The organism is Pantoea pleuroti (genome assembly GCF_014156615.1).
Classification (GTDB): domain Bacteria; phylum Pseudomonadota; class Gammaproteobacteria; order Enterobacterales; family Enterobacteriaceae; genus Pantoea; species Pantoea agglomerans.
The window spans coordinates 344,493-358,749 of sequence record NZ_SBFD01000002.1; the positions used below are offsets into that span (position 1 = coordinate 344,493).

The 14,257-nt window shown below is 56.7% G+C and carries 11 protein-coding genes; 2 read left to right on the forward strand and 9 right to left on the reverse strand.

Annotation, left to right across the window (positions count from 1 at the left end):
* Window positions 1-311: 311 nt before the first annotated feature.
* Genes EPG66_RS05605 through EPG66_RS05630 form a run of 6 tightly spaced genes read right to left on the reverse strand, consistent with a single transcriptional unit; the run spans window position 312 to window position 7,051 of the window.
* Window positions 312-761, reverse strand: coding sequence for a DUF4385 domain-containing protein (locus EPG66_RS05605; protein ID WP_010254385.1), 450 nt, complete (start codon window positions 759-761; stop codon window positions 312-314).
* The gene (gene gsiD, locus EPG66_RS05610) at window positions 758-1,663 is read right to left on the reverse strand and encodes a glutathione ABC transporter permease GsiD (RefSeq protein WP_182686190.1); all 906 of its coding nucleotides are present in this window, start codon (window positions 1,661-1,663) and stop codon (window positions 758-760) included. The genes EPG66_RS05605 and gsiD overlap by 4 nt, the downstream gene beginning before the upstream one ends.
* Window positions 1,660-2,589 (reverse strand): glutathione ABC transporter permease GsiC, encoded by a 930-nt coding sequence (gene gsiC / locus EPG66_RS05615; RefSeq protein ID WP_010254376.1) that lies wholly within the window; start codon window positions 2,587-2,589, stop codon window positions 1,660-1,662. Before gsiC ends, gsiD begins: the two co-directional genes overlap by 4 nt.
* A gap of 46 nt (window positions 2,590-2,635) precedes the next feature.
* Window positions 2,636-4,171 carry a glutathione ABC transporter substrate-binding protein GsiB gene (gene gsiB, locus EPG66_RS05620; RefSeq protein WP_010669736.1) on the reverse strand — a complete coding sequence of 512 codons (1,536 nt, stop codon included), beginning with the start codon at window positions 4,169-4,171 and terminating at the stop codon, window positions 2,636-2,638.
* A 54-nt stretch (window positions 4,172-4,225) separates the two neighbouring features.
* Window positions 4,226-6,082 carry a dipeptide ABC transporter ATP-binding protein gene (locus EPG66_RS05625; RefSeq protein WP_031594646.1) on the reverse strand — a complete coding sequence of 619 codons (1,857 nt, stop codon included), beginning with the start codon at window positions 6,080-6,082 and terminating at the stop codon, window positions 4,226-4,228.
* Window positions 6,083-6,091: 9 nt separating this feature from the next.
* Window positions 6,092-7,051, reverse strand: coding sequence for an isoaspartyl peptidase/L-asparaginase family protein (locus EPG66_RS05630; protein WP_182686192.1), 960 nt, complete (start codon window positions 7,049-7,051; stop codon window positions 6,092-6,094).
* 256 nt (window positions 7,052-7,307) lie between these two features.
* Between EPG66_RS05630 and moeA the strand changes: the two genes are divergently transcribed.
* Both moeA and moeB read left to right on the forward strand, forming a co-directional pair.
* Window positions 7,308-8,543: a molybdopterin molybdotransferase MoeA gene (gene moeA / locus EPG66_RS05635; protein WP_182686194.1), complete on the forward strand. Its 1,236-nt coding sequence runs from the start codon at window positions 7,308-7,310 to the stop codon at window positions 8,541-8,543.
* Window positions 8,544-9,302: a molybdopterin-synthase adenylyltransferase MoeB gene (gene moeB / locus EPG66_RS05640; protein ID WP_182686196.1), complete on the forward strand. Its 759-nt coding sequence runs from the start codon at window positions 8,544-8,546 to the stop codon at window positions 9,300-9,302.
* A gap of 387 nt (window positions 9,303-9,689) precedes the next feature.
* Here moeB and EPG66_RS05645 read toward each other — a convergent pair whose 3' ends face one another.
* From EPG66_RS05645 to EPG66_RS05655, 3 genes are all read right to left on the reverse strand, one after another.
* Entirely contained in the window at window positions 9,690-11,282 is a 1,593-nt protein-coding gene (locus EPG66_RS05645; RefSeq protein ID WP_010254366.1) for an ABC-F family ATPase, read from the reverse strand.
* A gap of 178 nt (window positions 11,283-11,460) precedes the next feature.
* On the reverse strand, window positions 11,461-11,862 hold the full coding sequence (locus EPG66_RS05650; protein WP_003850507.1) for an H-NS family histone-like protein: 402 nt from the start codon (window positions 11,860-11,862) through the stop codon (window positions 11,461-11,463).
* An 865-nt stretch (window positions 11,863-12,727) separates the two neighbouring features.
* Window positions 12,728-14,257: an efflux transporter outer membrane subunit gene (locus EPG66_RS05655; protein ID WP_182686198.1), complete on the reverse strand. Its 1,530-nt coding sequence runs from the start codon at window positions 14,255-14,257 to the stop codon at window positions 12,728-12,730.

Below are 14,257 nucleotides of genomic sequence, written 5' to 3' on the forward strand. Positions count from 1 at the left end.
AAAAAGCACGGTTTGAACCGCCCGTTTTTTTGCCTGTGCTGTGGATCGGCTTTTACGCGTTTTTTCACTACTTTACGCCCCCGGCTCGCCAGCAGAAAAGGTTTCACTTCTGCTGCTGTCTGAACTTATCCGGCAAGCGTGGCGGGCGATGGCGTTTTAGGGCGTGGCGAAACGGTTGTGCATCTGGCAGCACGGGCGCTGCGCCAGAGCCGTTGCAGGCAAGCAATGAGGGATAAGATTGAGCAGGACGGGTTCATTAAAACAACCTCGGCAGCAGGGGGTAGCGACTGCCGGGAGAGCAGCGTTAACGCTTAACCATACTGCTGCTGATGCGCTTTTTTACGTCGCAGATAGTCCTCATCTGCACGAAGTTTGTCCCAGTAGCCTTTGAAAACAGCCGCCGCCGCGGCTTTTTCCTCGTTGACGCCGCGCGGCAGCTCCTTGCCATCCGCGTCATATTTGCGTCCGCCCTTGTGGTTGCTGTAACGGCGCGCACGGGTATACCCCATCTGAATAAATTTGCGCGCCATATCCATGCCGACAAAATCGTCCTTGCGCCGATACTCCTCAAACAGCGCCATGATTTTCTCAGCCGACTCTTCAGCAATGGGAACGGTACGAAAACGCCAGTGTGGCAGTATTTCGCCTTTATAAGGCTCGACCATCAGCACGCCCTGCTCGCCACGCCCGACCTGATAAAGCTCGGGGTGCTGGCGGAAGTCGATAGTGCTGAAGTCCTGATCATAATCGAAAGGTTTCATCTCTTTAGTTTAGGATCAAGTGCGTCGCGCAGCCCGTCTCCGAGTAAATTAAATGCCAGAACGGTAAGGAAGATGGCCAGGCTGGGGAAAATCGCCACGTGAGGCGCGATAACCATGTCGGCCCGCGCCTCATTCAGCATTGCACCCCACTCCGGCGTAGGCGGTTGCGCTCCTAGTCCCAGAAACGACAGGCTGGCCGCGGTAATGATTGAGGTACCAACCCGCATGGTAAAATAGACCACAATCGGCGATACCGTGCCGGGCAGGATATGCCGCATCAGGATAGTCCAGTCAGAAGCGCCAATACTGCGTGCCGACTCAATATAGGTCTGATGCTTCAGCACCAGCGTATTGCCGCGAACCAGCCGGGCAAACGCCGGGATACTGAAGATAGCGACCGCCACAATCACATTACTCATGCCGCTGCCCATAATCGCCACCACCGCAATCGCCAGCAGAATGCCGGGAAAGGCAAACAGCACATCGCAGATACGCATGGTGATGCGGTCCCACCAGCCTTCGTAATAGCCGGCTAACAGCCCAAACAGCGTGCCGATCAGCGCGCCGATCACCACCGAAAAGAAGCCCGCAATCAGGGAAATCCGCGTGCCGACCAGCACCCGGCTGAAGATGTCGCGCCCCAGCGAATCGACGCCAAACAGATGCATCAGCGAGGGGCCGTCATTGAGCCGGTCATAATCGAAGTAGTTCTCTGCGTCGAATGGCGCAATCCACGGGGCGATAACCGCCAGCACAATCAGTATCAGCACAAACAGCCCGGCCAGCAGCGCCACCGGCTGTCCTCTGAAACGCCGCCAGAATTCACGCCACGGCGTTCGCACCCGATTCTCCGCAATCAGCGGCATCGTTTTCAGTGCCGCTTCGCGTCGCCAGTTTTTCATCGCGACTCCTTAAAGCGAATAGCGGGATTAATCACCGCATAGAGCATGTCGACAAACAGGTTGATCAGAATAAACTCCAGTGAAAACAGCAAAACTTCCGCCTGAATAACCGGGTAATCGCGCATCGCCACGGAATCGACCAGCAGCCGCCCCAGGCCCGGCCAGTTAAACACCACCTCGACCACGATCGATCCGCCCAGCAGGAAACCAAACTGCAGCCCCATCATCGTCACCACCGGGATCATGGCGTTGCGCAGGCCATGCTTCACCACCACCAGCGACTCGCGCACTCCTTTGGCCCGGGCGGTCCGCATATAATCTTCCTGCATCACCTCCACGAATGAGGCGCGGGTAAAGCGCGCCATCACCGCCGCCACCGCCGCGCCCAGAGTGATGGAGGGCAGAATGTAATGTTTCCAGCTCTCTGCACCGACGGTTGGCAGCCATCCCAGCTCCACTGAGAAGACCTGCATCAGCAGCATGCCCAGCGCAAAGGCGGGAAACGAAATGCCCGACACCGCCAGGGTCATCCCCAGTCGATCGGGCCAGCGATTGCGCCAGACAGCGGAAACGATGCCGATTGCCATGCCAAAAATCACTGCCCAGATCATGCTGACCAGCGTCAGCCACAAAGTTGGCATAAAGCGTGAGGCGATCTCTTCCGCGACCGGCCGCTTCGAGACCATCGACTGGCCGAAATCGCCCTGCAGCGCATTCAGCATAAAGTGCCAGAACTGCTGCGGCAGCGGCAGGTCGAGTCCCAGCTCCTGACGCACCAGCGCCACCACCGAGGCATCGGCTTCCGGCCCGGCGATCAGACGCGCCGGGTCGCCCGGCAGCAGGTGAACAAACAGGAACACCAGCACCGCCACAATCAGCAGCGTGGGGATCAGCCCAAAGAGTCGTTTGAGAAAATAGTTAAACATGCAACATCCTGCAGCTGCGGCCAGCCTCACGGGCTGGCCGTCTCCGTTACTTCAGAGTTGCCTCATCGAAATTGAATGAGGTATCGGGCATTACATAAAAACCACTGAGGTTTTTGCTGTTGGCAGAAACCAACTGCTCAACCACCAGTGGGATCCATGGGTGATCCTGCCAGATGGTATCCTGCGCATCTTTATAGAGACGCGCTTTCTCAGCACGGTCGGTGGTTTTCAGCGCATCTGCCAGATCTTTATCGACCTTAGGATTGCTGTAAAACGCGGTATTGAAGATCGCCGGTGGCCAGGCCGTAGTAGCAAACAGTGGCGTCAGCGCCCAGTCCGCTTCGCCGGTTGAGGCAGACCAGCCGGTATAGAACATGCGCACGCCGCTCTCTTTCTGGCCTTTGCCTTCTACTTCAGCGGCACGCTGACCCGCATCCATCGCCGTAACTTTAACTTTCACGCCAACCTGCGCCAGCTGCTGTTGGGTGAACTGCAACACTTTCTGCGCGGTGCTGTGGTTGTGTGATGACCAGAGCGTGGTTTCAAACCCGTTCGGGTAACCCGCCTCTTTCAGCAGGGCTTTCGCTTTGGCCGGATCGTAGCTGATGGCCGGATAGGTCTGAGCGAAGTCGATGGTGGGCGGTACGATGCCGGTAGCAGGCGTGGCGTAACCGGAGAACGCCACTTTCGCCAGCGCCTGACGGTTGATGGCATACTCCAGCGCTTCACGTACCTTCGGATTGTCGAACGGCTTCTGAGTGACGTTAAGGCTGATGTAACGCTGCATAATCGATGGCGTAGTTACCACTGCAAGCTTGCTGTTCTTCTCCAGCAGTTTTGCCTGCTCATAGGGCACCGGGAAAGCAAAGTTCGCTTCGCCGGTCTGCAGCATCGCCGCGCGGGTGTTGTTGTCCACCACTGGTCGCCAGGTAATGCTGTCCAGCTTCGGATAGCCCGGCTTCCAGTAGCCGTCCCACTTCTTCACCTTCACAAAATCGGTCTGGTTCCAGGTTTCAAACACAAACGGGCCGGTTCCTACCGGATGGAAACCGATCTCTTTGCCATATTTTTTCAGCGCGGTGGGCGAAATCATCGCCGCCGCCGGATGGGCCAGAATGTTGATAAAGGCGGAGAACGGCTCTTTCAGCGTTACTTTTACCGTAGTCGGATCCACCACTTCGGTGCTGGCGATATGTTTAAACAGGTTGTAGCGCTTGAGATGGTTATCCGGGTTGCTGGCACGATCGAGGTTGACCTTTACCGCTTCCGCATTGAAGTCAGTGCCATCCTGGAATTTAACCCCGGAACGCAGTTTGATGGTGTAGGTCAGGCCGTCGGCGCTGGCCTGATAGCTCTCAGCCAGCACGTTGGTGAGCTTCATCTCTTTATCAAAGCCAAACAGGCCCTGATAGAAGGATTTCGCGACCGCCTGCGACAGCGTGTCGTTGGCGTCATAGGGATCGAGAGTGGTGAAGTTGGACGCGACAGCAATCACCGCATCCTGTGCTGCCCAGGCGGGCAATGCCATTGCGCTGCTTAACACGCCAGCCGCCAGTAACCCTTTACGCATCGTAATCTGCATCTTGTTCTCCTGTAATCCCTGTCGGGTTGGTCGCCGGGGCGACATCGTCACTGTTCAGGTCGCGCTGATAACGTGGCGGGCGACGAAATGGCCCGGAGCCACCTCCATCAGCGGCGCCACTTCAGGTTCATCCCCTAACGCATGAATCGGGCTGGGGATCTCATCGACCAGTAAGGCTCGTTCGCGACGCCGGTGAGCCGGATCGGCTACCGGCACCGCTGCCATGAGTTTTCGGGTGTAAGGGTGCTGAGGCTGCTCAAACACCGCCTGACGCGGCCCCATCTCGACAATCTGACCGAGATACATCACCGCCACGCGGTGGCTGATACGCTCCACCACCGCCATATCGTGAGAAATAAACAGGAAGGCGATGCCAAACTCGCGCTGCAGGTCGAGCATCAGATTAATTATCTGCGCCTGAATTGACACATCCAGCGCCGAAACGGACTCATCGGCGATCACCACTTTGGGGTTCAGCGCCAGCGCGCGGGCTATACAGATGCGCTGACGCTGGCCGCCGGAAAATTCATGGGGATAGCGCTGAGCATGTTCCGGTAGCAGACCCACTTTATCCAGCAGCCAGGCGACGCGCTGCTCCGCCTCACGACGCGGCATCGCCTTGTGAACCAGCAGCGGCTCCATAATGGAGAAGCCAACCGTCAGCCGGGGATCGAGCGAGGCGTAGGGATCCTGGAAGATAAACTGAATGTCGCGTCGCAGATGGGCCAGCGCGGCACCCGACAAATGGTCTATCCGCTGCCCGTCAAACGTCAGGGTGCCACCCTGACTGGCAACCAGCTTCAGCAGCGATCGTCCGGTGGTCGATTTACCACAGCCAGACTCCCCCACCAGCGCCAGTGTCTCACCGGCATAGAGATCAAAACTGACTTTTTCGACGGCATGCACCCGGCTTTTGACGCGGTTCAGCAGGCCGCCGCGAATATCAAAGCGGGTGACCAGATCGCGCACCTGCAAAATGGGTGGCTGCAGGCGGCGAACCGTATCCTGCGGTACGTCATCAACGGCATCGCTGTGCAGCAACGGAAATTTGGCTGGCAGGGGCTGGCCCTGCATCGAACCGAGCTTTGGCACCGCCGCCAGCAGCGCCTGGGTATAGGGCTGCTGCGGGGCGCTGAACAGCCTGGCTACCGGGGCATTTTCTACTACTTCGCCGCGATACATCACCTGAACCCGATCGGCCATTTCGGCGACCACGCCCATATCGTGAGTGATAAAAATCACGCCCATCTGCATCTCTTTTTGCAGCACGCGGATAAGCTGCAGAATCTGCGCCTGAATGGTGACGTCGAGCGCGGTGGTCGGCTCATCGGCAATCAGCAGGGCCGGTTTGCAGCAGAGCGCCATGGCGATCATCACGCGCTGACGCATCCCGCCCGAAAGCTGATGCGGAAAGCGGGATAACACCTTTTGCGCATCGGGAATTCGTACCAGATCCAGCATCCGGCGCGCTTCGGCCAGCGCGCCAGCGTGGCTCAGGCCCTGATGCAGACGGATGGATTCCGCGATCTGCTCGCCCACGGAGAAGACCGGATTCAGCGAGGTCATCGGCTCCTGGAAGATCATCGCCATATCCGCACCGCGCACCCGGCGCATCTGACCTTTTGAGGCGCGCATCAGATCCAGCACGTCGCCGTTGCGACGCCGCAGCAGCACCTCGCCGCTGACCCTCCCGCCAGCCTGCTCAATCAGCCGCATCAGCGCCAGCGAGGTCACTGATTTCCCCGAGCCTGACTCCCCCACCAGCGCCAGCGTTTCGCCGCGAAACAGATCGAGTGACAAATGACGCACCGCGTCAGTGACGGTGGTTTCGTGCTGAAAACGCACATTGAGATCGCGCACCGCCAGGACCTGCTCAGGGGCCAGCGGCGGTAACGTTTGCCTGTCGCTCATCTCTGCTCCTTAACTTTCACGATAGATAGCGACGTCTGCCACTTCGCCAACCCGCGCCACACCGCGATACATCCCTTCGCTGTTGAACGGCAGCGCCACATTGCCTGCGCGGTCGACGGCAATCAGCCCCCCGCTGCCGCCCAGCTCCAGCACACTGTCATGAATGACATTAACTGTGGCCTGCTGCAGCGAGCGCCCGGCGTAGCGCATCTGCGCTGCCACATCGTAGGCCGCCAGCGTCCGCATAAAGACTTCTCCGGTGCCGGTACAGGAGACCGCCACGCTGTCGTTACTGGCGTAACAGCCCGCGCCTGGCAGCGGCGAGTCGCCGACCCGCCCGGCCTGCTTGTTGGTCATACCGCCCGTTGACGTGGCGGCCGCGAGGTTGCCCTCAAGATCCAGCGCGACGGCCCCCACCGTACCAAACTTACGGTCCGGGTCGAGCGGGTCGTCGCTGTGCGCAGCACCATCATGGTCCAGGACTGCCGTATCGCTGTTCAGCGCGCGCTGCAACTGCTCCCAGCGTTCCGGGGTAGAGAAGTAATCAGGCGTGACCGTTTCCAGCCCGTGCGCTTCAACAAACTGCTCTGCGCCCTCGCCGATAAACAGGACATGCTCGCTATGTTCCAGCACGGCACGTGCCGCCAGCACCGGATTCCGTACCCGCGTTACGCCCGCGACCGCTCCTGCACCCAGCGTGCGGCCATCCATGATGCAGGCATCGAGTTCATGTGTGCCCTGATGGGTGAAGACCGCACCTTTACCGGCGTTAAACAGCGGGCACTCTTCCAGCAGTCGCACCGCTTCGGTCACCGCATCGAGTGCGCTGCCGCCCTGAGCCAGTATCTGCTGGCCCTGAGTGACAATATCGTGTAGCGCCTGACGATAAAGTTGCTCTTTTTCGGCGCTCATTGCTGAGCGCGTAATGGCACCGGCGCCTCCATGAATGGCGATCACTGCATTGACCATAACGATCTACCCTGTGGTTGCATCAGGACGAAAAACACTGATTTAAAATGGTTTTCACCCATTTTTGGTGATTTTTGACTATAGAAAGCCTGCTAAGTGTTGTAAAGCGGAAACTGTTCCTGTGGTTATAACCTTTTCTTACCGCCATATTTCACTTTGGCCACAACAACAGGCAAGTCAGGCCGACACCGATGTGACTCAGCGGCTAATTCCCACCATAATAGGCAGCATCTGAGATAACCAGGCTGGAATATCCATGGAAAGTTTTACTGCAGGCTTGATCTCCCTTGAGGAGGCACAACAAAAAATGCTGTCACAGCTGACGCCCGTCACCGACTCTCTTAGCGTGCCGCTGGCCGAAGCGGTCGGGCGTATCACCGCCAAAGCGGTGACTTCACCGATTGCCGTGCCGCCATTTGATAACTCTGCGATGGATGGCTACGCCGTCAGGCTGGCAGACGCCAGTAGCAGTCAGCCGCTGCCGGTGGCGGGTAAAGCCTTTGCAGGCGCACCGTTTAGCGGTGAATGGCCGCAGGGCAGCGTGATTCGCATCATGACCGGTGCGCCGGTGCCTGCAGGCTGTGAAGCAGTAGTGATGCAGGAGCAGACCGAAACACAGGGTGATGCGATTATGATCACCGCGCCGGTCCGTCCAGGACAGAACATTCGTCTCATCGGCGATGATATTCAGCCAGGCACCGTGGTGCTGGAAGCGGGAACGCGGCTGGGCGCGGCGGAGCTGCCACTGCTCGCCTCACTGGGTATCGCACAGGTCAGCGTGCTGCGAAAATTGCGGGTCGCTATCTTCTCCACCGGTGATGAACTCCAGCCGGTCGGCGAGCCGCTGGCCGAAGGCCAGATCTACGATACCAACCGCTTTGCGGTATCGCTGATGCTGCATAAGCTGGGTTGCGAAGTCATCGACCTTGGCATCATCAAAGATGACCCGGCCGCACTGCGTGCTGCTTTCACCGAGGCCGATCGGCAGGCGGATGTCGTGATTACTACCGGCGGCGTCTCGGTGGGCGAAGCGGACTTCACCAAAACGATGCTGGAAGAGCTTGGTGCCATCAGCTTCTGGAAGCTGGCGATCAAGCCTGGCAAGCCATTTGCTTTTGGCCGCCTCAACAGCAGCTGGTTCTGCGGCCTGCCAGGTAATCCTGTCTCCGCCGCCGTGACCTTTTATCAGCTCGTCCAGCCGCTGCTTGCCACCCTCACCAGCCAGCAAAAATCAGCATTGCCGCCACGTCAGAAAGTGCGCTGCGCTTCGCGGCTTAAAAAGTCACCAGGCCGGCTCGATTTTCAGCGCGGCATCCTGCGACAGAACGCACAGGGTGAACTGGAGGTAGAGACTACAGGGATGCAGGGTTCACACGTCTTCAGCTCTTTCGCCCAGGCAAACTGTTTTATTGTGCTGGAACGGGATCGTGGCAATGTTGAACCGGGCGAATGGGTCGAGGTGGAACCGTTCAACGCCCTGCTGGAGGCGTAAATGCTGCCTGAATTAAGCGATGAGGAGATGCTGCGCTACAACCGGCAGATTGTATTGCGCGGCTTTGATTTCGACGGTCAGGAGCGGCTGAAAGCGAGTCATGCGCTGATCGTCGGGCTGGGCGGACTCGGCTGCGCCGCTGCGCCCTACCTGGCGGCTGCCGGTGTCGGTAGCCTGACGCTGCTCGACTTCGATACCGTGTCGTACTCCAACCTGCAACGGCAGATCCTGCATCACGATGCTGACATTGGTCGTGCCAAAGTGGACTCCGCCGCACAAAGCCTGGCCGCCATCAATCCGCACTGCCAGCTGCATCCGGTCAATGGACAGCTGGACGATGCAGCGCTGCTGGCGCTGATCGCCCGGCAGCAGGTGGTGCTTGACTGCACCGACAACGTTGCAGTGCGTGAGCAGCTTAACCGGCTCTGTCGTCAGCAGCGGGTGCCACTGGTCTCCGGCGCCGCGATTCGGATGGAAGGTCAGATCAGTGTATTCAACTGGCAGCCCGGCACACCCTGCTATCGTTGCATCAGCCGCCTGTTTGGGGAACAAACCCTGAGTTGTGTGGAAGCGGGCGTCATGGCTCCGCTGGTTGGCGTGATTGGTGCGATGCAGGCGATGGAAGCGATTAAAGTGCTGACGGCATTTGGCAAGCCCGCTACCAGCCGGTTGCTGATGTACGATGCGATGAGCGCGGAGTTCCGCAGCATGAAGGTGGCGCAGGATGCGCACTGTGAAGTGTGTGGTGGTAGCGCGTAGCGTCGGCAGGAACGCCTCTGCTCCCTGAGCCCGCACCGTGGTGAGGTTTTACCTGCTTAGGGAACACGGTCAGATCGGAAAGTCGCTTAAACCATCCATGGGCGCTCGGCCTGCGCGATTACGCACCTCATCCCTGAGGTGCGCCCGTACCGGGCCAACGCGTTGCGTTGTTCAAAAACGCTCCCGGCGTTTTTGTCCATGCCGCGGGACGCTTTCCTCCTCTGACCATGTTCCCCGCGCCTTAAGCATATGCGTTGCTGCCAGATAATCCCTGAGTCTATGCTGAACTACAGAACCAACAGAACCAACAGAACCAACAGCATCAAAAATAACAAAACCAATCATCAGCACAAAAAAAACGGGGTGGCCTGCGCCACCCCATTTCAATCAGACGATACCCTGACTCCTCAGGTAATCTTCGTAATTACCGGTGAAGTCCACCACACGGTCTGCTTTCAGCTCTATCACGCGGGTTGCCAGAGAGCTGACAAATTCACGGTCGTGTGAAACAAACACCAGCGTGCCTTCATACATCTCCAGCGCCATATTGAGCGATTCAATCGACTCCATATCGAGGTGGTTGGTCGGCTCATCCATAATCAGAATGTTCGGTTTTTCCATCATCAGCTTACCGAACAGCATACGACCCTTCTCTCCACCGGAAAGCACTTTGGCCGGCTTCTTAATATCATCCTGTGAAAACAGCAGACGACCCAGAATACCGCGAATGGTCTGCTCATCATCGCCAGGCTGTTTCCACTGACTCATCCAGTCAAATACCGTCAGGTCATTGGCAAAATCGTCTGCGTGATCCTGAGCATAATAACCAATACGCGCATTCTCTGACCATTTAACGCTGCCGTTATCTGGCGTCAGCTGACCCACCAGCGATTTCAGCAGGGTTGATTTACCGATACCGTTGGCACCGATCACCGCCAGCTTCTCACCCACTTCCAGCAGCAGATTTAAATTCTTAAACAGCGGACCGTTATCAAATCCTTTGGTCAAACCTTCCACTTCAAGCGCATTACGGAATAACTTCTTGTCCTGCTCAAAGCGGATAAACGGGTTCTGACGGCTGGAGGCTTTCACTTCATCCAGTTTAATTTTATCCATCTGCTTAGCGCGTGATGTCGCCTGACGCGATTTAGAGGCGTTGGCGCTAAAACGACTGACGAACGATTGTAAGTCGGCAATCTGCGCTTTTTTCTTGGCATTATCGGATAACAGACGTTCACGCGCCTGGGTCGCCGCGGTCATATATTCGTCATAATTACCGGAATAAACCCGCAGCTCGCCATAATCCAAATCAGCCATGTGCGTACAGACCATATTAAGGAAGTGACGGTCATGCGAAATGATAATCATGGTGCTGTCACGCTCGTTCAGCACCTGCTCCAGCCAGCGAATAGTATCGATGTCCAGGTTGTTCGTCGGTTCGTCGAGTAACAGAATATCGGGATTAGAAAACAGCGCCTGCGCCAGCAGCACACGTAATTTAAAGCCCGGCGCAATCTCGCTCATCGGGCCATAATGCTGCTCAACCGGAATGCCGACGCCGAGTAATAACTCACCGGCACGAGACTCCGCGCTATAGCCGTCCATCTCACCGTAAAGTGCCTCAAGATCGCCGACTTTATACCCCTCTTCTTCGCTCATTTCTGGCAAAGAATAAATACGGTCGCGCTCCTGCTTCACTTCCCATAACTCATGGTGACCCATGATAACGGTGTCCAGTACGCTAAATTGTTCAAAGGCGAACTGATCCTGACGCAGCTTACCGATGCGCTCGTTGGGATCGTAAGAAACATTGCCGCCTGAAGGCACCAGATCGCCACCCAAAATCTTCATGAAGGTGGATTTTCCGCTGCCGTTCGCACCGATTAAACCGTAACGATTACCGCCGCCAAATTTAACGGAGATATTTTCGAACAGTGGCTTGCTGCCAAACTGCATGGTGATATTGCTGCTAACTAACACGGCATTGACCTTTGTGAAGAGAATGGATGAAAAAACGGCGGCTATTATGCCAGATGTGACGCAGCGCACGCCAGCGTCAGCCGTTGATTCCTTCCGGGGTGATTGATATCCCGGCAGAAATAAAAAAGCCGGAAGGCCATGATGGCCCCCCGGCTCCCACTTACAAGGATTGTGTTGATCAATCGATCAGGAAACTGTCCAGGCTTTTACCGGAATCCAGCGCTTTTTTAATCGCTGCCGGGGTACGGCCCTGGCCAGTCCAGGATTTCTGCTCACCATTTTCGTCAGTGTAAGAATATTTAGCCGGACGCGGCGCACGCTTGGTACGTTTTTTCCCGCTTTCCAGTGCACCTAATAATTCATTAGGATCGATACCGTCAGCCAGCAGCATTTCGCGATATTTAGAAAGCTTTTCTTCTTTTTCGCGATTCTGCGTCTCTTCCGCTTCTGCTTCTTCACGGCGCTCAGTAACAACCACCGTTAATTTTTCCAGGATCTCTTCAAGATCGGTCAGTGGCAGTTCACGAGCCTGGGCACGTAATGTGCGAATATTGTTCAGTACCTTAAATGCGTCACTCATCACAATGTCCTTGATTAAGGGGGGTTAATAAAACTGTAGCGCCAAGACTACCTAATTCAAATAAAAAAATAAATTATTTTTACGCTACAGATAATTCCTAAGTATTAATTCAGCCGAAACAGAGCTATTAAAAACAGGCGTACCTGACCTTTTATTAACGCTGAATTAACAACAAATGGCACTTTTACTCAGGAGTTGAAAACGATTTCAGGCAGATTATCCCGGCAGAAGGCTGTCAACGCTATCCGCTAAATGCGGGCTGTGCACATCATTATTTACGATTACGGGCCCGGGATAACAGATTAAAAATGTGCCGGCTCGTGACCTCAGTCACACCAGCTTACAGATTATGCTTAAAAAGCCACCCCCGGCACCGTTAAATAGCGCAAAAGAATTAACGCTCTGGTGGCTTTTTTAATTATGCCCTTTGCCACCTGTTAACCATTTTTGCCGCTGCAATTTATAGCAGAGTCGGATTATTCGCAGATCGCTTAACTGCGCAATAACAGTTCCGCCCGGCTCAGGCTGACTGAATAGTCTCACGCGTCCCCACTCGTTCAGTCGTAAGTTGCCTTAAAAAAGCATCAAAGAAATAAATTGAGAAAGGTGACAGAGCTCAAAAACCTGAATGCGGAAAGTGCCAGCAACATAAAAATAATCGCTCGCCGGAGGCGCTGATAATAACCCTGCGCTTACCACTGCTTTATTTTCTGCTGGCTGCAACCGTTACAGTGATGCTGAGAAGCTCTCTTTTTCAATGAGTTAGATCATGGTGAACAACATGGAGAGACAGGCAGCATCGGTTTTAACGCTGCCGGAGGAGAGATAAAGCGGTAACTGCGCAGAGGCAGCTACCGCCGGATGACTAGTTAGCCTGCGTGGCCGGGCCAAATACCGGATATTGCGGCATATTCACGTTCTGGTAAGTCTCCCAGCCGCCGCCCAGCGCTTTATAGAGCGCCACTAAATCGAGTGCACTCTGCATCCGCGCCTGTGTCGCCTGCTCCTCTGCCTGTGCCAGCTGACGCTGCGCATCCAGCACCTCCAGGAAGGTCGAGAGCCCCTGGCGATAACTGTCGCTGGCGAGATCAAAGGCGCGCTGAAGCGCACCGGTTGTCTCATCCAGCGCGGTGACTCGCTGCTGATCGGCGCGATAGCTGACCAGCGCATTCTCCACATCCTGCAACGCCGTCAGCACCGTCTGGCGATAATCCAGCGCGGCACTGGCCTGCTGCGCCCGCGCTAACTTCACGCTCGACACCAGCTGTCCGCCCTGGAAAATCGGAATCGATAACGACGGGCCATAACTGTAGAAATGGCTGCTCCAGTTATCCAGATAGCTGACATCGGTGTTGCGTACGCCCAGCTGGCCGGTCAGTGACAGGCTCGGGAAAAGCTGCGCGACAGAAACCCCTATCTCAGCGGTTTGTGCATGCAGCGTCGCTTCAGCCTGACGAATATCAGGACGACGACGTGCCAGCGTAGAAGGAATGCCTACCGGGACAAACTGTGGCAGCGGGGGTAACGCTTTTGGCGTACTGAGTTCAGCATCCAGCGCCCCCGGTGTCTTGCCGAGCAGCACCGCTAACCCATTCATCGCCTGCCGCGCCTGCGACTGATACTGCGGCAGTTGCGCCTGCAGCGTGCTGAGCTGGGCACGCGCATTTTCCACATCGGTCAGCGGGGCCAGGCCATTACGCTGCTGGCTTTGGGTCAGCTCGGTCGTCTGCTGCGCCACCTCAATCTGCTGTTGCAGCGTCTGAATCGTGCTCTGCGCGCCGCGCAGCTGCAGCCAGGCACGCGCCACTTCGGCTTCCAGTGAGACCAGCGCATCATTGCGCTGTTCTATCGCTGCCTGCTGCTGGGCATTAGCTGCCTCAACCTGACGGCGCACTTTGCCCCACAGGTCCAGCTCCCAGCTGGCATCAAAGCTGCCCTGATAGAGGTTAACCGGCTGGGTCAATCCATTGAGCTGGCTGGCAACGTTGCTGTCGAGCTGATCGGTTGCGCCATTGGATTTCAGCAAGCCTTCCAGCCCGAGCTGCTGACGCGTCACTTTGGCTGAACCGCCCAGGGTGGGGAACAGACTGCCCTGCGCCTGCGTCAGCTGTTCACGTGCCCCGGCAATGCGCAGCACCGTCTGCTGCAGGCTCAGATTGCCCGCAATCGCCCGCTCAATCAGACTGTCGAGTTGCGGATCATTGAAGCTGTGCCACCAGCGTGAATTAATCGCGGCATTTTGTGGCTTTGACGCCTCCTGCGAATCCAGAGTGTTGTAACCACCCGGCACGGCAGGTTTCGGCGCCTGATAGTCAGGTCCGACGGCGCAGCCCGCCAGCCCGAGGGCCAGCAGTAAACTCAGGGGTTTCAGGCGATGAGAGTAAAAAACCTTCAT

Excerpts from the sequence above, each read along its gene's own strand:
- EPG66_RS05605 (WP_010254385.1), bottom strand. The coding sequence starts at position 761 with ATGAAACCTTTCGATTATGATCAGGACTTCAGCACTATCGACTTCCGC.
- gsiD (WP_182686190.1), bottom strand. The coding sequence starts at position 1,663 with ATGAAAAACTGGCGACGCGAAGCGGCACTGAAAACGATGCCGCTGATT.
- gsiC (WP_010254376.1), bottom strand. The coding sequence starts at position 2,589 with ATGTTTAACTATTTTCTCAAACGACTCTTTGGGCTGATCCCCACGCTG.
- gsiB (WP_010669736.1), bottom strand. The coding sequence starts at position 4,171 with ATGCAGATTACGATGCGTAAAGGGTTACTGGCGGCTGGCGTGTTAAGC.
- EPG66_RS05625 (WP_031594646.1), bottom strand. The coding sequence starts at position 6,082 with ATGAGCGACAGGCAAACGTTACCGCCGCTGGCCCCTGAGCAGGTCCTG.
- EPG66_RS05630 (WP_182686192.1), bottom strand. The coding sequence starts at position 7,051 with ATGGTCAATGCAGTGATCGCCATTCATGGAGGCGCCGGTGCCATTACG.
- moeA (WP_182686194.1), top strand. The coding sequence starts at position 7,308 with ATGGAAAGTTTTACTGCAGGCTTGATCTCCCTTGAGGAGGCACAACAA.
- moeB (WP_182686196.1), top strand. The coding sequence starts at position 8,544 with ATGCTGCCTGAATTAAGCGATGAGGAGATGCTGCGCTACAACCGGCAG.
- EPG66_RS05650 (WP_003850507.1), bottom strand. The coding sequence starts at position 11,862 with ATGAGTGACGCATTTAAGGTACTGAACAATATTCGCACATTACGTGCC.
- EPG66_RS05655 (WP_182686198.1), bottom strand. The coding sequence starts at position 14,257 with ATGAAGGTTTTTTACTCTCATCGCCTGAAACCCCTGAGTTTACTGCTG.